Annotated in this window: 18 protein-coding genes; 13 read left to right on the top strand and 5 right to left on the bottom strand. The window is 46.6% G+C overall.

Features of this window, described 5'->3' with window-relative positions:
* Positions 1-245: 245 nt before the first annotated feature.
* The 5 genes from ACYZ97_RS11945 to ACYZ97_RS11925 all read left to right on the top strand — a co-directional run bounded on the left by ACYZ97_RS11945 (position 246) and on the right by ACYZ97_RS11925 (position 6,376).
* Positions 246-1,115 carry an SEL1-like repeat protein gene (locus ACYZ97_RS11945; RefSeq protein WP_473299135.1) on the top strand — a complete coding sequence of 290 codons (870 nt, stop codon included), beginning with the start codon at positions 246-248 and terminating at the stop codon, positions 1,113-1,115.
* Positions 1,112-3,559 carry an ATP-dependent helicase HrpB gene (hrpB, locus tag ACYZ97_RS11940; RefSeq protein WP_473300708.1) on the top strand — a complete coding sequence of 816 codons (2,448 nt, stop codon included), beginning with the start codon at positions 1,112-1,114 and terminating at the stop codon, positions 3,557-3,559. Before ACYZ97_RS11945 ends, hrpB begins: the two co-directional genes overlap by 4 nt.
* Before the next feature lie 69 nt (positions 3,560-3,628).
* Positions 3,629-4,933: an ActS/PrrB/RegB family redox-sensitive histidine kinase gene (locus ACYZ97_RS11935; RefSeq protein WP_473299133.1), complete on the top strand. Its 1,305-nt coding sequence runs from the start codon at positions 3,629-3,631 to the stop codon at positions 4,931-4,933.
* Positions 4,934-4,967: 34 nt separating this feature from the next.
* The gene (locus ACYZ97_RS11930; protein ID WP_473299131.1) at positions 4,968-5,591 is read left to right on the top strand and encodes an ActR/PrrA/RegA family redox response regulator transcription factor; all 624 of its coding nucleotides are present in this window, start codon (positions 4,968-4,970) and stop codon (positions 5,589-5,591) included.
* A gap of 164 nt (positions 5,592-5,755) precedes the next feature.
* The gene (locus ACYZ97_RS11925) at positions 5,756-6,376 is read left to right on the top strand and encodes a L,D-transpeptidase (protein WP_473299129.1); all 621 of its coding nucleotides are present in this window, start codon (positions 5,756-5,758) and stop codon (positions 6,374-6,376) included.
* Between the two features lie 66 nt (positions 6,377-6,442).
* On the opposite strand, the gene ACYZ97_RS11920 is transcribed toward ACYZ97_RS11925, so the two are convergent.
* Complete coding sequence (locus tag ACYZ97_RS11920) at positions 6,443-6,853, bottom strand: YbaN family protein (RefSeq protein ID WP_473299127.1); 411 nt, start codon at positions 6,851-6,853, stop codon at positions 6,443-6,445.
* Positions 6,854-7,062: 209 nt separating this feature from the next.
* Between ACYZ97_RS11920 and ACYZ97_RS11915 the strand changes: the two genes are divergently transcribed.
* Positions 7,063-7,368, top strand: a complete 306-nt coding sequence (locus ACYZ97_RS11915) for a septal ring lytic transglycosylase RlpA family protein (protein ID WP_473300707.1) — start codon at positions 7,063-7,065, stop codon at positions 7,366-7,368.
* A gap of 285 nt (positions 7,369-7,653) precedes the next feature.
* On the opposite strand, the gene ACYZ97_RS11910 is transcribed toward ACYZ97_RS11915, so the two are convergent.
* Both ACYZ97_RS11910 and ACYZ97_RS11905 read right to left on the bottom strand, forming a co-directional pair.
* Entirely contained in the window at positions 7,654-8,430 is a 777-nt protein-coding gene (locus tag ACYZ97_RS11910) for a glycosyltransferase family 25 protein (RefSeq protein WP_473299125.1), read from the bottom strand.
* 233 nt (positions 8,431-8,663) lie between these two features.
* A complete protein-coding gene (locus tag ACYZ97_RS11905; RefSeq protein ID WP_473299123.1) occupies positions 8,664-8,933 on the bottom strand; it encodes a PepSY domain-containing protein in 270 nt (89 codons plus the stop codon).
* A gap of 110 nt (positions 8,934-9,043) precedes the next feature.
* Between ACYZ97_RS11905 and ACYZ97_RS11900 the strand changes: the two genes are divergently transcribed.
* The 3 genes from ACYZ97_RS11900 to ACYZ97_RS11890 are packed head-to-tail and all read left to right on the top strand — an operon-like array spanning position 9,044 to position 11,312.
* Positions 9,044-9,352, top strand: coding sequence for a PepSY domain-containing protein (locus tag ACYZ97_RS11900; RefSeq protein WP_473299121.1), 309 nt, complete (start codon positions 9,044-9,046; stop codon positions 9,350-9,352).
* Positions 9,349-10,011: a response regulator transcription factor gene (locus ACYZ97_RS11895; protein WP_473299120.1), complete on the top strand. Its 663-nt coding sequence runs from the start codon at positions 9,349-9,351 to the stop codon at positions 10,009-10,011. Before ACYZ97_RS11900 ends, ACYZ97_RS11895 begins: the two co-directional genes overlap by 4 nt.
* A complete protein-coding gene (locus ACYZ97_RS11890; protein WP_473299119.1) occupies positions 10,008-11,312 on the top strand; it encodes an ATP-binding protein in 1,305 nt (434 codons plus the stop codon). The genes ACYZ97_RS11895 and ACYZ97_RS11890 overlap by 4 nt, the downstream gene beginning before the upstream one ends.
* Before the next feature lie 255 nt (positions 11,313-11,567).
* Here the strand turns inward: ACYZ97_RS11890 and upp are convergent, their stop codons facing one another.
* A complete protein-coding gene (gene upp / locus ACYZ97_RS11885; RefSeq protein WP_473299118.1) occupies positions 11,568-12,194 on the bottom strand; it encodes a uracil phosphoribosyltransferase in 627 nt (208 codons plus the stop codon).
* Positions 12,195-12,344: 150 nt separating this feature from the next.
* On the opposite strand from upp, the gene ubiE reads away from it, so the two are divergent.
* The 4 genes from ubiE (at position 12,345) to ACYZ97_RS11865 (ending at position 16,515) form a co-directional block, all read left to right on the top strand.
* Positions 12,345-13,127: a bifunctional demethylmenaquinone methyltransferase/2-methoxy-6-polyprenyl-1,4-benzoquinol methylase UbiE gene (gene ubiE / locus ACYZ97_RS11880; RefSeq protein WP_473299117.1), complete on the top strand. Its 783-nt coding sequence runs from the start codon at positions 12,345-12,347 to the stop codon at positions 13,125-13,127.
* A 1-nt stretch (position 13,128) separates the two neighbouring features.
* Positions 13,129-14,709, top strand: a complete 1,581-nt coding sequence (gene ubiB, locus ACYZ97_RS11875) for a 2-polyprenylphenol 6-hydroxylase (protein ID WP_473299115.1) — start codon at positions 13,129-13,131, stop codon at positions 14,707-14,709.
* A gap of 64 nt (positions 14,710-14,773) precedes the next feature.
* Entirely contained in the window at positions 14,774-16,168 is a 1,395-nt protein-coding gene (gene coaBC / locus ACYZ97_RS11870; protein WP_473299114.1) for a bifunctional phosphopantothenoylcysteine decarboxylase/phosphopantothenate--cysteine ligase CoaBC, read from the top strand.
* On the top strand, positions 16,165-16,515 hold the full coding sequence (locus tag ACYZ97_RS11865) for a hypothetical protein (protein ID WP_473299112.1): 351 nt from the start codon (positions 16,165-16,167) through the stop codon (positions 16,513-16,515). Before coaBC ends, ACYZ97_RS11865 begins: the two co-directional genes overlap by 4 nt.
* Here ACYZ97_RS11865 and ACYZ97_RS11860 read toward each other — a convergent pair whose 3' ends face one another.
* Positions 16,516-17,517: an adenosine kinase gene (locus ACYZ97_RS11860; RefSeq protein WP_473300706.1), complete on the bottom strand. Its 1,002-nt coding sequence runs from the start codon at positions 17,515-17,517 to the stop codon at positions 16,516-16,518.
* Positions 17,518-17,561: the final 44 nt, after the last annotated feature.

Below are 17,561 nucleotides of genomic sequence, written 5' to 3'. Positions count from 1 at the left end.
CATACGGCTTTCATGTTGCTAAAACAGAATAGCTGGAAAATCTGACAAAAATAGGTACAATCGAAAACTACGCCCAATAAAAAAGCGTTATATTTATAATTTCAATCGACACCCGTTCAACTTGGAATCCCGATTTCAATATTTGCGATACTATCCCGATTGTATTATCAAAGATCAATTCATTTTTTACTTTATGCTTGCGGAATAAACGCTAAATTTCAATAACACAGACAAAGATTATTATCATGACATTACGCAGATTTCTTTTAACCAGTTTGATATGTACATTTTTTACAGGGCCATTGGCCGCTGAAGAAATAACGGCTGATAATATTTGTACAATGATCAAAAAAGCAGAGCAAGGTGATGTGGATACAGCGTTGCAATTGGGCAAATTTTTCGCCAACCGTCTTTACCCGTTCAATTTTGATAAAGACAAGTCCTTGAAATTCTATAAAATTGCTGCTGAAAGCGGCAACGGTCAGGCGATGGCAGGCTATGCCCGCACACTAGTAGAACCTCACTATAGACAAATACAAGATATCAATGCGGCGACCTTGCGCGAAGCACGGGAATGGAACTCGAAAGCGCTCGCCCTCAATGTGCCGTCGGCCTATTACAATGAAAGCCAATTCATTATGGAAAGCGGTTATGAAAAAACCGAAGCCTATATTGAGAAAGCGCTTCAACTCAAAGACCCCTATACAATATACATAATTGCCGAAGAATATGCATCAGGACGCAAAATAGAGAGGATTGATGGAAGACTAAGACTAGTTTACGACCCGTTGAAAGCGTTAGACTTGTGCCAACAAATTGCAGATATAGGTGATACTGACGCTCTAGCTAAAATGGGCTATATCTATCTTTACGGCCCTTCACAAAACATGCGGGATACTGTTCTAAAGCGTTCGACCTATGAAAAGAATGAAAAGAAAGGCTTGATCTATCTTGAGAAGGCAGCTCATAACAATAAGTATACAGCTATTGTTACACTCATAAACTATTACAAACAAAAGAACTTACCCGACAAAGCGCAATATTGGCAGGATCAACTGAACAAGCTGCAGGAACATGCTGAAAACATCAATCAGGCTGTAACGCAATGTAACTGATAAAAACCATGGATCTTCCCGTCACCGCAATACTATCTCAACTCAATCAAGCCTTGAATGATATCGGTAAGGCGGTTCTTGTGGCGCCGCCGGGAGCCGGCAAAACAACACTTGTCCCGCTCCATCTTTTAAAGGCTGATTGGCGCAAAGACGGCATAATCATCCTGCTGGAGCCACGTAGACTGGCTGCGCGTGCTGCCGCCAACCGTATGGCCGATCTTCTTGGCGAGAAAACCGGAGAGACCGTTGGTTACCGTATGCGTATGGACAGTGCCGTCTCGACCAAAACCCGCATTCTTGTTGTCACCGAAGGCGTTTTTGCCCGCATGATTGTCGACAATCCCGAATTACCGAACATTGCCGCCGTCATTTTTGACGAATATCACGAGCGCTCGCTTGATGCCGATTTCGGCCTTGCACTGACGCTAGATATCCAAGCAGCCTTACGCTCCGACTTGCGCCTGTTGGTTATGTCGGCAACACTCGACGGTGCACGTGTGGCAGAACTACTTGATAATGCATCGGTCATCACAAGTGAAGGCCGTGCCTTTCCAGTCGACATCCGATATCAACCCCGCAAACCGGATCAGCGGATTGAGGAAGCAATGGCACATGCCATTCGTACCGCCATTTCACAAGAAGAAGGCAGCATTCTTGCCTTTTTACCGGGGCAAGGCGAAATTGAGCGTGTCAAAAAACAACTTGAGGGACAACTGCCGGACCATATCATCCTTGCCCCACTATACGGCACAATGGATAAAACAGCACAAGATCAGGCCGTTCGGCCTGCGGATAACGGCATGCGCAAGATCGTATTGGCAACATCCATCGCCGAATCCTCACTAACCATTGATGGTGTACGTATTGTTATCGATAGCGGTCTATCTCGTGCACCCGTCTATGATGCTGCCAGCGGCATTGCCCGACTTGAAACCGTGCGTTCTTCCCGCGCTTCTATTGACCAACGCGCCGGCCGGGCGGGTCGCACACAAGCCGGCATTGCAATCCGGCTCTGGCATGAGGGACAAAACAATGCCTTGCCGGCATTTGCCACGCCCGAAATATTGGCTGCCGATCTTTCCACTATGGTTCTTGAATGTGCAGCCTTCGGCATCCATGATCCCAAAACACTCAAATTTCTTGATCCACCAACCGAAATATCCTTAAAGGAAGCAATACTTTTACTTCAAAAACTTCATGCCCTTGACGGGCAAGGACGCCTGACAAAAGAGGGAGAGGCAATGCGCCAAATGGCCTTGCCTGTCCATCTGTCGCATATGATGATCAAAGCCAAGGAAAAGGGTGGTGAAAAAACAGCCGCCGAACTTGCCGTTCTTTTATCAGAACGTGGCCTTGGTGGCTATGACATCGATCTGGAACGAAGGTTGCATAATTTCCGTCGTGATTCCACGCCAAGGGCAAAACAAGCACACCTTCTGGTACAAAAAATAGTCCGCAGCAATAAAGATCAGGACACACCTCAGATTGGAACCTTACTGTTACATGCTTATCCCGATCGTATTGCCAAAGCGCGTGGACAAAAAGGCAAATTTGTGCTGGCCAATGGCCGTGGTGCCTTTATCGAAGAAACATCACCGCTTGCCGGACATAACTATCTCGTGGTTGCCGACCTTACAGGCAAGGCAACAGAAGCACGTATTCTATCAGCGGCGGAAATTGACGAGGAAACCATCCGCACCGCCCTTCAAAATGATATTATACAAAATAACGATTATTTCTTTGATCCCCAAAGTGGCGCGTTAAAAGGAATTGCGCAAGAAAAACTCGGCGCAATCACACTCTCCACCCGTAATCTACCAGCACCAAAAGGTGCAGACGCTGACAATGCACTGATCAGCGCCATTCGCAATTACGGCCTTGATCTTTTGCCATGGAACAATGAAAGCCGCCAGTTACGGCAACGTTTGCAATGGCTTTACCGTGGACTTGGTGAGCCGTGGCCGGATATGAGCGATGAAAATCTCATAGCAAAACTGGAAACATGGCTGCTCCCCTTTTTAAACGGTGCAACGCGAATTCATGATATCAAAGCAAAAACATTGATGGATGCACTCGTTTCGCTGGTGCCCTTTGATAGGCAAAATCGTATAGACAAGTTGGCCCCAACCCATTTCACCGTTCCGACCGGCTCCAATATTGCCATCTGTTATGAAGGCGATGCTCCGCTTTTATCGGTCAAAGTACAAGAATTATTTGGCCTTGCCACCCATCCCTCAATTGCCGATGGCACAATAAAACTGGTATTGGAGCTTCTCTCACCGGCACACCGACCGATCCAGATTACACGTGATCTTCCTGCTTTCTGGTCAGGCTCATGGAAAGATGTCCGCGCTGATATGCGTGGGCGCTATCCCAAACATCCATGGCCGGAAAATCCGTTGGAAGCACAAGCCACAAGACGTGCAAAACCTCGAGGCAGTTGAAAACCTTGATCGATCGGCTTAATCTGCGCACTATAAAATTTTTCAAGCGCTCTGGCATGGAACCTATCAATGTATCCGGACCTCAATAAACGCAGTTCCTTTTTTTCCCGCCGTATGCGCTCACTCACATTGGTGCGTATCCGATGGATCGGACTGATCGCGCAACCTATTACTATCCTGTTTGTCGCGATTTATATGGGCTTCCCATTGCCGATGACCAGTTGTTTTATTCTGGTAGGACTATCGGCTTCAGTTAATCTCTATCTCGCTTTTCATTATTCCTATAATGACCGATTAACGCCATGGGCAACCACACTTGTTCTGGCTTTTGATATTCTGCAGCTTGCTGCTTTGCTCTTTCTTACCGGAGGGCTACAAAACCCCTTTTCTATTCTGCTCATTGCGCCGGCAGTCATTTCGGCTTCCTCCCTTCCATTACCGCATATTATCATTCTCAACCTGCTGGTAATCAGTACGACAACGCTTCTTGCCTTTATCGCTTGTCCTCTACCGTGGTATTCAGGACAGATCATTGTCATGCCGCGCCTTCTCATCGATGCCATGTGGGCCGGTATTATATCTTCGCTCTTATTTACAACCGCCTATATCTATCGTGTGGCTGAAGAAGCGCGGCGCCTTGCCGATGCATTAACTGCAACAGATCTCATACTCGAACGGGAAAAACATCTCTCTGCCCTTGATGGCCTCGCTGCCGCAGCAGCCCATGAATTAGGTACACCACTGGCCACGATTCAGCTTGTTGTAAAAGAAATGCAGCACGCCCTTAAAAATAATCCTGCCTATAGCGAAGATATAGAACTGTTACGCAGCCAGACCGAACGTTGTCGTGATATCCTAAAGCGTTTAACCAGCCTTGACACAGATAATAACAGCTATATGGCACATTATACGCTGACCTCCTTGCTTGAAGAGGTTATTGCCCCGCATCGCGATTTCGATATCGATATTATAACTGTAGCGGAAAAATGCGAAGGTAATGAACCGGAGCTTATGCGCAATAGCGGTGTTTTATACGGCTTAGGAAATCTGCTTGAAAACGCTATTGATTTTGCTCGTAAACAAATCCAAATCCATTATCGCTGGAACGACAAAATCATTGAAATTTCCATTATTGATGATGGGGACGGCTATGATCCGCAAGTTCTTGACCGGATCGGTGAGCCTTATGTGTCACACCGCAATGCGGAAAGCCGTGGCGGCGGATTGGGACTAGGGCTATTTATCGCCAAAACCCTGCTTGAACGCTCCGGCGCATCCGTGCGTTTTCAAAATCATCGTGAAAAACATTTGGGTGCCGAAGTAAAGCTTGTCTGGGAACGAAAAAATATCATTGAATATCAAGACAAAATTTGACAAGTTGTCGCAGCCTATCCTAAGTAACAAAAATATGATTTCACGTGAATCATATACAGAATTTTCGCTTGCTATTGATGCACGAACTGGAGAGGACGTGACAGAAGAAAACAACAATCGCACGTTAATCGGAACAGACCCGTCATTGCTTCTGGTCGATGATGATCGTCCATTTTTGCAGCGCCTTGCACGCGCCATGGAAACACGTGGCTTTACGGTGACAACAGCCGAAACTGTTCAAGATGGTATTGCATCCGTCCGCCTATCACCACCCGCCTATGCCGTGATCGACCTGAAATTAGAAGACGGTAATGGTATGGCCGTTATCCAAGAAATAAAAAACCGGCGCGATGATACACATATGATTGTGTTGACAGGCTACGGCAATATCGCATCCGCTGTTAATGCAGTCAAACTGGGAGCAATTGATTACCTTTCAAAGCCAGCAGATGCTGATGATATCTTTGCAGCCCTTACGCGTACAGCAACAGAAAAACCAGTAGTTCCAGAAAATCCGATGTCGGCTGACCGCGTACGCTGGGAACATATCCAACGTGTTTATGAAATGTGTGATCGCAATGTTTCAGAAACAGCCCGACGGCTCAATATGCATCGTAGAACATTGCAACGCATATTAGCCAAACGTGCACCACGCTAACTATATCTTTAACGCATCCGCTCAAAAACAAGCCAATAAATCAATCTAGCATAATATGGGAAAATCAGCTCTGTCCTATTATGGTTAATAGCCTTTTAACATTATAACGCTAAAAAACATAAATGTTTTACTGATTTTCATTCCAGCTGTTTTAAGAGGACAATATGCGTTTCAAATCACTCTTCATATCTGCCGGTATAGTGGCAAGCATAGCGCTGACTGGTTGTACGACAACAGGCGGCCCTAGCGCCATGACCTCAACCTATCCAATGGTGCGTGATGCCGGCTATTCCATTCCGGCTATTGCGCAAAACAAAATCAAACCGGAATATCGTCGTCAGGTTGTCAACTACAAAACATCGGAAAAACCCGGAACAATTATTGTCGAAACGAAAGAACGGCATCTTTATTTCATCATGGAAGACGGCAAGGCCATGCGTTATGGCATCGGTGTTGGCCGTGACGGCTTCCGCTGGTCAGGCAATGCCTATATCGGACGCAAGGCCGAATGGCCTAACTGGACACCGACAACAGCCATGATGAAGCGCCAGCCCGCAACACGCCAATATGCAGGCGGCATGAAACCGGGCCTAACCAATCCACTGGGTGCCCGTGCCCTCTATCTCTATCGCGATGGCACCGACACACTCTATCGGTTGCATGGAACGCCTGAATGGTGGACCATAGGCACCAATGTTTCATCTGGCTGTGTCCGTCTGGTCAATCAGGATGTTATCGATCTCTATAGCCGCGCCAAGGTTGGTGCCAAGGTGATTGTACGCTAAAATAGGCTGCATCTGAACATTTAAATAGATGCGGGCCCTGCGCCCGCATTTTTATTATTTCTTCTTTTATGCAGACGGCCGTGTCAGGATAAAAACTGAAATCGATAACAAAATCGCTGCAATTACAATAGCCAACCACCATATGAAATAATCAAAATAGAACGACATACCTAAAAACACCCCATACCCACATATCATACCGCCAACAGCCCAGCATTTGGCCAGAGGGCTGATCGCTCCCTTTTCCTGCCACTGTCTAATAGGTGGTCCGAACGTCGGATGATTATGTAACCAATGATGGAACCGCGGGGATGAACGTGCAAAACACCAGGCAGCCACGAGTAGAAACGGCACTGTTGGCATAATTGGTAAAAATGCACCAATTATGCCAAGTGCTACCATCACACAGCCCAAAATATAATAGATCAGTCTCAAAGGTCGAGGCGTATTAAATTCTTTCATTGCGTTTAAACTCATTTTCGCTGCTAACGCACATTGTTCCCCATACATTTGTGCGTTTTTTCGTCATTTTCAATCAAATAAGGCAAAAATACCCCATTCTTGCCCCATCATGGTCACTTCACTTAGCTAGCTCCTGCCCTATTTACAAAGGAAACAATACCGGAAGACAGATGATTTTTTTAAAACCCAAAAATTATGCCATCATTATTTTCACCGTTGTCACAATGATTACTTCAACCACCTTCGCCAATGCCCAATGTGGAAAAGCCTCGTGGTACTCGTTACATTCCAAAACCGCATCCGGAGAAGTGATGAACCCACAAGCCATGACGGCCGCCCATCGTTCTCTGCCATTCGGTACAAAAATAAAAGTCACAAACAAACTCAACGGTAAAAGTATCATTGTGCGAATCAATGACCGCGGCCCGTTTATTCGCGGACGTATTCTTGATCTTTCAAAGGGAGCCGCTAGCCGACTCGGCTTTATCAATGCCGGCCACACCAATGTCTGCGTTGAACGCATTTCTTGATGTATCTCCTATAAAACCGCTAATGCCGAACGAATAAAAACTGCATAGTTTGGTTTTATTCAATTTTTAAAGGCAGAAAAGAAAAAAGGCTGCGCGGGAGGAGGTGCGCAGCCTTTCAATTCCGAATGCAGCTTTGGGAGGAGGAGTGCTGCATTCAACTACTGAGCCTGGGAGGAGGAGTGGCTCAGTGATTGTCTTTCTATAGGAGACCCTCACCGACAACAATCAACAATATTGCATAGCTGATATGCAACCTACGCGCAGAGGTTTGTAGCCAACAAAAACTCAACGAAACGGGACTTCTCCCCATTTGAAACGGCCAAAACCAGAAAATCTTTTAACCAATTGTTGTTTTTTATTCGCCCGTCTAATCTCACGGCCTACTTTTTTATAAAAGGGTAAAGACGATGAAACACGTTCTAGTTTTTGCTGTTCATCGGCACGAATCGTACTGGTCAAGCCCACTTGCACAGCCAATGCAGGATATAATTGCTCAATATACAAATCATTCATCACGTTGCAATCGGGATTGAAATATATCTCGTCAATCGGTGCCCATGCATATTCGGTAAGCGCATATAATTTTTGCGCACATTGTTTTGAAATAATATAAGCGCCGGCACAGTAATGTTTGCTCAAGATTTTAACCAGCTTGCGACCATCTGGGGCTATTTTTCCTATACGGCTGACCAGACAACGAGTCTGTGCTGTATCCAGCTTGACCATATCCGTACCACCGGCAATCCAGTCAGACTGCTTGAGATATCGACTGGCATTGGGTGACAACTTGATGTCATCTTCAAAAATAGCCCCATAAGGCTCATTCCCTTCCATGATCCGGCGCAAGCACTCACGATGGCTTAAAAAACAGCCGACTTCTGAACGGGTCAGTTTTTTTTCCCAACGTCGCTCAGAAGTAAGACGGGCAAACTCTTCATCGTCCAGTGCCCGCCCGTCAACAGCATCGACGCGTTCAAACACCAGACCGCATTCATAAAAAGTCTGGGTAATATGGGCAAGCCTGTCTTTTGACCGCTCGAGATTGATAACATAAAGCTTCATAATCTGATCCTGCTTCTTTTTCTTTATAGAAGAGGGTGGCACTTGCCAACAAGCTGATGACAGCTTTCATGATTTATATGCTATTCTGTATATTATCCAGCCAGCATAGATGAAACCATCATCAAAAATAATCATAAAAGCCGTCCCAGAAACGATCAAGATATGTGGTCACAAAATGCCATCATCAACCGCCTTATCAAACAAAAAATCGGCCAGATGTCTAGGCTCTAGACCTAGTCATCATTCTGTTCACGAACAATGTTGCCTTGTCGATCAATACGCAGATCCAGTTTCTGGTTATCCTTGATCACCTCTGCTTTCCAGCCTTCGTTTTTCTGATCAAGTTCGCGAATATGATAACCTTTTTCCTCGAGCTTTTTAGTCAATTGCGACCATGAAATACGATCATTCGACTGGGCAAAAGCCGTGCCGGCAAGAACAGGAAGGCTAACGGCAGCCGTTGTAATGGCCAAACCCAGAATACGAATTGTTTTCATCGACATGATTGTCTCCTTTGCAGTTTTCAATAAATCCTTTATGGCAGATTATTCCTGACAGCAATCGGATATGTCCTGTCAGCATTCTGTCAGCTTAAAACCGGCATAATGCATATATGCGTATTCTTATTGTTTCTTCTATTACTTTATCAATCGTCTGGCTTTTATCTTTCGCAGCCATTGCCGACAACGATCAGGAAGCGGCAAGGCGCGCTTTGGCACGCGGCGAGATACGTCCACTCAAGGATATGATTGCCATTCTTGAAAAAAGGCTTCCCGGCAACAATGTAATAAAGGTCAAATTTGATCGTGATGACGGCCTCTATATCTATGAATTCAAGGTTATTGACGCTGGCGGCACCATCCGTGAAGTCGAAATAGATGCTAAAACCGGTAAAATTCTGGAAATCGAGGTGGATGATTGAAACTTCTTATTGTCGAAGATGACACAACCTTGCGCCATGATCTGGTGATGGCTCTGGCAGAAGCCGGCTTTACAACCGATGAAGCAGGTGACGGTGACACAGCATGGTTTATGGGGGAAACTGAAAACTATGATGGCATTATTCTGGATCTCGGACTGCCGGTCAAGGATGGCCTTAGCGTTTTGAAACTCTGGCGCAAAGCCGGCATCACCGTGCCGGTCATTATTCTTTCTGCACGCGGCACATGGATGGAACGCGTCGAAGGTATTGATGCTGGCGCCGATGACTATCTCCCCAAGCCTTTTGAGATGACCGAACTTATAGCAAGGTTGCGCGCCTTGATCCGTCGGGCCGCAGGTAAAGCCAATCCACAAATTCTACTGGGCGATCTGCTTATTGATACAAGAATGATGCGGGTTTTGCTCAAAGGGCGTATAGTGGATTTATCGGCACTCGAATATCGTCTCATCCATTTTCTTGCCCTCAATCATGATCGCATTGTAACCCCTTTCGAACTTGTCGAACATATTTATGGCGATGTCGATTCGCGTGATCCCAATGCACTAGAAGCCCTGATCACGCGCTTACGCCGCAAGATCGGTGCCAACAATATAGAGACACGGCGCGGCTTCGGCTATCGACTGTGCAGCGGCTCATGAAGCACACTCGTTCACTTCGTCTACGACAAATCAGCCTCGGCGTTCTTGCCATTGTCATCGCTCTTATACTGTCATGGACCGGTTTTACATTTTTGTTCGAACGCCATATTGAACGGCGTTATAACGATGAACTTCACGCCCACATCAATGCCATTGCGGCCGGACTACTCGTCAATGAAGAAGGTCGACTTCATCTTGCAGCCAACCGTCTGTCGCCACAATTTGATATACCGCTTAGCGGCTATTACTGGCGGATAAAAGACGGGGCCAATCATGATACCCTACGGTCACGCTCACTCTGGGATATGGATTTACCCCAACAAAGTAGATCAGGACGGCACGATGGTTATTATATCGTCACCCGCCATATCAATCTTGGATCACATGATGAGAACCGGCCTATCGAAATTGAAGCCGCCTTGGCCGACCGGATTCTAGACAATGCCCGTAACGATTTTGCCTATGATCTCGGCCTTTACCTTACGCTTCTGGGGCTTGTTCTTATCATTTTGCTTATAACTCAAATCGAGTTTGGGCTAAAACCGTTAAAATCATTACGATGCAATGTCGAAAAGCTTTTCAACACACCCGACAAACGGATGGAAGTTGAGAATTATGAAGAGCTGGAACCGCTGACTACCACCATCAACCACCTGCTTGATGTCCGCAGCGATGCCATTACAAAAGCAGAAAAGCGCGCCGCTGATCTAGCCCACGGCCTGAAATCTCCCTTGGCTGCCCTGCGCAATCAGGCAGCACGATTGGAAAAAAACGGCCATTGCACAGAAGCTAGCCATTTACGTGATCTCGGCCATGCACTTGAACAGCAGATCAATCGTGAACTGACACGCACCCGCGCAGAAATTGCCGCACAAAAAAATGCTGTCTCCTGCAATATCCATGATCTGGCCCAACAACTTATCCGTGTCCTACACAATACAGCGCATGGCGAATTGCTGGAATGGGAAATGCAAATTGATAAAAATGCAATATTACCGCTTGATGGTTCCGATATGGCCGAAGCCTTAGGTCCGGTTCTAGAGAATGCCGCACGATATGCCAGATCATGCGTTAAAATCAGCATGGAAAAAGGACAGCTCATTATTGATGATGATGGTATCGGCATGAATGAGGAACAACGCAAAAATGCACTCAAACGCGGCGTACGTTATGATGAACGCTCATCATCGACCGGTCTGGGCCTTGCCATTGCACAGGATGTACTTACCCCCTACAACTGGACTTTAAAATTGGATACCAGCCCACTTGGTGGTTTGCGTGTTATTTTATCACAGCTATAAACCGTCAAACCTTTCAAACAATCATAGCCATATAAGATAAAGCCATCAGAATATAGATAACGCACAGGAAATCTTTCCGGCTGTAAAAATCCAATCAACCATTACCCAATCCGCTTTGTATCAACCTCAAAAAATAATGACGTATATAGATGCAGCTCACTCATTAAGCCTGATGCAGACAACATATTAGGCTCAAGCCATACTCATTTTTCAAAAAACATAACAAACAGCAAAAAGTGTTCATAGAACCTCTTTTTATTTTGTCCCGAACATACGGTCTCCTGCATCTCCTAAGCCGGGCAATATATAACTGTTTTCATCCAGTCCACGATCAACGGAAGCCGTATAAATATCAACATCGGGATGGACATCCTGTAAATGCGCAATCCCCTGTGGTACCGATAAAATAGAAACAAAACGGATATTCTTGGCACCATGTGCCTTCAATTTAGAAATGGCAGCAATCGCCGAATTACCTGTTGCCAACATCGGATCAACAACAATGGTTAGCCGCTCGGCAATATCTTCAGGTGCCTTGAAATAATACTCGACCGCTTCCAATGTATCATGATTACGATAAAGACCGATATGGCAGACCCGCGCCGATGGTAGCAGATCAAGCATTCCCATTAACAGACCTTCGCCGGCACGCAGAATGGATGCCAGCACCAGTTTCTTGCCTTTCAAGGCCGGCGCGGCCATTTTTTCCATCGGCGTCTCAATCCGCACCTCTTCCAATTCAAGGTCACGTGTCACTTCATATCCCAGAAGCAGGGCGGTCTCACGCACTAACTGGCGAAATTCAGCGGTTGACGTTTCCTTGCGCCGCATCATTGTCAATTTATGCTGAACCAAAGGGTGGGTAACGACGTTCACAGTCATAATTGGTCTCCTTATACGCCTATTAAGACAGAAACCACGTCTCAGGTGAAGAAAGAAGCGACATGGATTTACCTTTTTCACCATTTGTCATTCCCTAAAGAGCAAAGTTGGTTTAGGGAATAAATAAGAAAATATTGAAAGGCAGATAAAATGTCAGCGCAATCCGAGCGCGTCGGCGCAAAAGGTGGTATGGAAAATTCTTTCGGCTTCAAACAAGTCGACGAGAACGAAAAGCAAACCCTCGTCAACGAGGTTTTTCATTCTGTTGCCAAAAAATATGACATTATGAATGATATCATGTCGGGCGGCATGCATCGCCTTTGGAAAGATGCCTTTGTCGCATGGCTTTCACCACCCCATATCAATGGTTGGAAAGTACTGGATGTTGCCGGTGGCACCGGTGATATTGCCTTCAAGATTATTGAAACATCAAACCGTCATGCTAACGCTACTGTTCTTGATATCAATGGTTCGATGTTGGAAGTCGGCAAGGAACGCGCCATCAAAAAAGGGCTTGATCCTTATGTTAGTTTTGTCGAAGCCAATGCTGAAAAATTACCTTTCGATGATGCAGTCTTCGACGCCTATACCATCGCTTTCGGTATCCGCAATGTGCCACATATCGACAAGGCACTTGCAGAGGCTTTCCGCGTCTTAAAACCGGGCGGACGTTTTATGTGTCTGGAATTTTCAGAAGTAGAATTACCAATTCTCGACAAGGTCTATGATCTATGGTCCTTCCACGGTATCCCGCGTGTCGGACAGATGATTGCGGGAGATGCCGATTCCTATCGCTATCTGGTCGAATCAATCCGTAAATTTCCAAGTCAGGATAATTTCAAGGCCATGATCGAGAAAGCCGGTTTCTCGCGCACGTCCTATCGCAACCTTACCGGTGGCATTGCCGCCATGCACTCAGGCTGGAAAATCTGACATGTCGAAACTGACCGCTTCATGGCGCCTCATACGTGCCGGCTGGATACTGGCGCGTGAAGGGGTGTTGAGTGCGCTACCTGCCGATGGCCTGAGCGGATTACCCGCACTGGGCCATAAAATGGCAGGTCTTGTCGCACGTCGTCGCGCCAAACAGTCCCAGCGATCAGAAAATATGTCACGGGCAATGAACAAGCTTGGTCCATCCTATATCAAGCTTGGCCAATTTCTGGCCACCCGCCCCGATATTGTCGGACGGGATGTGGCTGATGATCTAGCGCTTCTGCAAGATAGTGTCGCCACTTTTCCACAAAATGCCGCCATTGCCCAGATTGAAAATTCATTAGGCCGCAAAATCGACGATCTCTTTGTTGAATTCGGTGAGCCGATTGCTGCCGCCTCTATGGCACAAGTACATCCGGCAACGGTACGCGAGTCTGATGGTTCTTTACGTAAAGTAGCCGTCAAGGTAATGCGGCCGGGTGTCAGACAACGTTTTGCCAAAGATCTTGAAGGATTCTTTATGGTGGCTGAAGCGCAAGAGCGCTACGTTCCCTTTACCCGTCGCCTACGACCCGTATCAGTTGTTGAAAATCTCGCCCAGACCACAAAAATCGAAATGGATTTACGCCTTGAAGCGGCAGCCCTTTCCGAATTGGATGAAAACATCAAGGACGATCCAGGTTTTCGGGTACCGGAAGTTGATTGGGAACGCACAGGCCGCGATGTGCTAACCATGGAATGGATCGACGGCATCAAAATGTCAGAAACACAGGCTATCAAAGATGCCGGTTTCGATCTTGATGCTTTGGCTGTTACACTGATGCAATCTTTTTTACGCCATACATTACGTGATGGTTTTTTCCATGCCGACATGCATCCGGGCAATCTTTTCATTGATGAAAAGGGCTGTATTGTTGCTGTTGACCTCGGCATCACCGGACGACTTGGCAAAAAGGAAAAATACTTTCTCGCCGAGATTCTCTACGGCTTTATAAATCGCGACTATATGCGTGTAGCCCGCGTCCATTTCGATGCCGGTTATGTACCGCGCTTTCATGATGTAGCAAGCTTTGCCCAAGCCAATCGCGCCATTGGCGAACCGATTCACGGCCAATCCGCACAGACCATCTCTATGGCTAAGCTTTTAACATTGCTATTTGAAGTCACCGAACTTTTTGACATGCAAACGCGGCCGGAACTGCTACTATTGCAAAAAACCATGGTCGTGGTGGAAGGCGTCGCCCGTACCCTTGATCCACAATTCAACATGTGGAAAGCCGCAGAGCCCGTTGTATCAGAATGGATGATCAAGAATATGGGGCCAGTCGGCTTTGCCAAAGATATGCGCGACGGGGCACAGGCACTTATTACCTTGGCTCGCAAAACACCAGAAATGGTGCAAGGTCTTGAACACATAGCCCAAGATTTACATGATCAGGCGCAAAATGGATGGCGCCTTGATGATGACACCATCAAGAAACTAGCGGCAATCAATAAAAAGAATCAACGTTTGCAACGCATTGCCTTAATGATTGTCACTCTGTGTATCATTGCCGTTACGATCAAAATTATTCTCTGATCCTTCTTTTACAAAAGCAACAAATGAATTATATTGATTGCATTGCAATCAATTGAGTTCAATTATGGCTAGTATCACTATTCGTAACCTACCGGAAGATGTCAAGGAATCCCTACGTGTTCGAGCAGCAAAAAATGGTCGATCCATGGAAGAAGAAGTACGAATCCTCTTATCCAAGCCGCCTTCATCACTATTAGCATCATATGTTGCGACACCATCTCAGGCGCAATCATTGAAATCAACAAATATTCTTTTGATCATTGGCGGCGGTATTGCCGCCTATAAAAGCCTTGATCTCATCCGTCGCCTGCGTGAACGTGGAGCCAAAGTAACCATTGTCATGACACAGGCAGCGCAAAAATTTATCACCCCTTTGGCGGCTGGTGCCCTTTCAGGCAACCATGTTTTTACCGATCTCTTCTCACGCACGGACGAACAGGATATCGGCCATATCCGGTTGGCCCGTGACCATGATCTGATTATAGTCGCACCCGCTACGGCCGACCGTATGGCCAAGATCACCCATGGAATTGGCGATGATCTGGCAGGCGCCATTCTGCTAGCAACAAAAGCTCTGGTCTTATTGGCACCGGCGATGAATCCGGCCATGTGGATGAACGTAGCAACACAGCGCAACCTCAAGACACTTCAACAGGATGGTTATCACTTTATCGGCCCCGAAAGTGGTGAAATGGCTGAAAAAAATGAAGCCGGACGTGGGCGCATGAGTGAACCATCTACTATCGTTGCCGCGGTAGAACATATTTTGGGCGTCCATAATAGGCCTCTTGCAGGCAAACATATCGTTGTCACATCCGGCCCGACATATGAGCCCATTGATCCGGTACGTTACCTTGCTAACCGTTCTTCCGGCAAACAAGGCCATGCAATCGCCGCGGCATTGGCTAAACTGGGTGCAAACGTCACCCTTGTTTCCGGCCCTGTTTCTATTGCCGATCCAATAGGGACAACGACCATTCACGTTGAAACAGCCGAGCAGATGAAACGCGCTGTTGACGCCGCACTGCCTGCCGATGCCGGTATTTTTGTGGCAGCCGTTGCCGATTGGCGCACAGCAAAACAAGCCCCCAACAAGATCAAGAAAAGCTCAGGCGAGGCTCCCCCTACTTTGCAAATGGTTGAAAACCCCGACATTCTCGGCTCCATCGGTCATGCCGAAAACCGCCCGAAACTAGTAATCGGGTTTGCTGCGGAGACTTTTGATGTTGAAGAAAATGCCCGCAAGAAACTTGATAAAAAAGGCGCCGATTTTATCATTGCCAATGATGTTTCCTTCAATCCAGATGGCTCCAGCATTATGGGTGGCGATAAAAACAAGGTGCACATTTTAAGCCGTAACGGCATTGAAAAATGGCCAGAAATGGATAAAGTTCAACTTGCCGAAAAACTGGCACAAAAAATTGCCACCATACTGAACGGAAAAAATATTCCATCATGATAGACTGGTCCGATATCCCTGAACGTTTAAAAGAAATTGATAACCAATCAAGCGAACCAATTGATCAGGAAGCCTTGCACAATACGGCCCATTTCGTCTTTGCAGCTGGCAAAACCATTCGCCCGCCAGACGCCTTGGAACGCGGCTATTTTCCAACATTATGCTTCTTCTGGGAAATTGACACGAATAACAGCATCGAAGTGGAAGTCTTCTCGACCTCTTATGAAGTTTATCATGAGAAAGATAGCGTCATGACCATCCGCGAATTTTCAGCCGAAGGTTCCGATAATATCTTTCCCGAATTTTCTGAAATGATGACCTATCTGACCAGCGTACTGAACCCTTGATCAGGCCTTGATAAGACCTTCTTGAACCGCCATATCCCGCAGCGAAAATTGTGCGCGCGGACCAATCTGCTGGATAATGGCACCAGCGGCCAATGAACCGAGCCGGGCACTATCCTCAAACGATATACCGTTGGTATAACCATAAAGGACAGCAGCCGCATAAAGATCACCGGCACCTGTTGCATCGACTACCTTCTCGACCGGATAGGCCTTGACTGCAAAGGTCTCTTCACGTTTCATAATGACAGACCCTTTTTCAGCACGCGTGATACAGGCAAAATTGCGCACATCATTACGTATTGCTGTCATTGCCGTATCAAAAGACGACATTTCATAAAGCGATAGAAGCTCAGCCTCATTGGCAAAAACAATATCCACGGTACCACTCCGAATCAGTTCAAGGAACTCATTCCGATAACGATCGACACAAAAGGAATCAGAAAGCGTAATCGCTACTTCATTCATATTTTCATGCGCAATTTTTGCAGCCAAACGCATCGCTTCCTTGGCGCGTGGTGGATCCCACAAATAACCTTCAAAATAGATTACTTTCGATTCAGCTACTTTTGATGCTTCGACATCTTCAGGCCCAAACTCGACACAGGCCCCAAGATAGGTATTCATCGAACGTTCGCCATCGGGTGTATTGAAAATCATACAACGAGCTGTTGAAGCCCCGCTTTCAAGCGGCCGCGTATCATAGACAACCCCTTGGCCACGCAGATCATGGGCAAAAACCTGCCCTAAATGATCAGCAGCAACCTTGCCCATATAGGCGGCTTTACCACCGAGATTGGCCACACCAGCAGCCGTATTAGCTGCACTACCGCCTGACATTTCGACAGCCTGTCCCATACGGCTATAAAGGAAATCGGCACGCTGCGCATCAATCAGATTCATGGCACCCTTGATAATGCCATTTTGTACCAGAAAATCCTCTTCCACCCGGGCAAGGACATCAACAATCGCATTGCCAACCGCCAATACATCAAACTTTGCCATATCTTCCAGCGCTCCCTTTTTAACCACGCTGCCTTTCCTTTAGC

Source organism: Bartonella sp. bp_1, assembly GCF_055808085.1.
This window is presented reverse-complemented; position numbering and strand designations above follow the sequence as displayed.

Coding starts and splice junctions, on each gene's coding strand:
- ACYZ97_RS11945 (WP_473299135.1), top strand. CDS start 246: ATGACATTACGCAGATTTCTTTTAACCAGTTTGATATGTACATTTTTT.
- ACYZ97_RS11935 (WP_473299133.1), top strand. CDS start 3,629: ATGTATCCGGACCTCAATAAACGCAGTTCCTTTTTTTCCCGCCGTATG.
- ACYZ97_RS11930 (WP_473299131.1), top strand. CDS start 4,968: ATGATTTCACGTGAATCATATACAGAATTTTCGCTTGCTATTGATGCA.
- ACYZ97_RS11925 (WP_473299129.1), top strand. CDS start 5,756: ATGCGTTTCAAATCACTCTTCATATCTGCCGGTATAGTGGCAAGCATA.
- ACYZ97_RS11920 (WP_473299127.1), bottom strand. CDS start 6,853: ATGAGTTTAAACGCAATGAAAGAATTTAATACGCCTCGACCTTTGAGA.
- ACYZ97_RS11915 (WP_473300707.1), top strand. CDS start 7,063: ATGATTACTTCAACCACCTTCGCCAATGCCCAATGTGGAAAAGCCTCG.
- ACYZ97_RS11910 (WP_473299125.1), bottom strand. CDS start 8,430: ATGAAGCTTTATGTTATCAATCTCGAGCGGTCAAAAGACAGGCTTGCC.
- ACYZ97_RS11905 (WP_473299123.1), bottom strand. CDS start 8,933: ATGTCGATGAAAACAATTCGTATTCTGGGTTTGGCCATTACAACGGCT.
- ACYZ97_RS11900 (WP_473299121.1), top strand. CDS start 9,044: ATGCGTATTCTTATTGTTTCTTCTATTACTTTATCAATCGTCTGGCTT.
- ACYZ97_RS11890 (WP_473299119.1), top strand. CDS start 10,008: ATGAAGCACACTCGTTCACTTCGTCTACGACAAATCAGCCTCGGCGTT.
- upp (WP_473299118.1), bottom strand. CDS start 12,194: ATGACTGTGAACGTCGTTACCCACCCTTTGGTTCAGCATAAATTGACA.
- ubiE (WP_473299117.1), top strand. CDS start 12,345: ATGTCAGCGCAATCCGAGCGCGTCGGCGCAAAAGGTGGTATGGAAAAT.
- ubiB (WP_473299115.1), top strand. CDS start 13,129: ATGTCGAAACTGACCGCTTCATGGCGCCTCATACGTGCCGGCTGGATA.
- coaBC (WP_473299114.1), top strand. CDS start 14,774: ATGGCTAGTATCACTATTCGTAACCTACCGGAAGATGTCAAGGAATCC.
- ACYZ97_RS11865 (WP_473299112.1), top strand. CDS start 16,165: ATGATAGACTGGTCCGATATCCCTGAACGTTTAAAAGAAATTGATAAC.
- ACYZ97_RS11860 (WP_473300706.1), bottom strand. CDS start 17,517: ATGGCAAAGTTTGATGTATTGGCGGTTGGCAATGCGATTGTTGATGTC.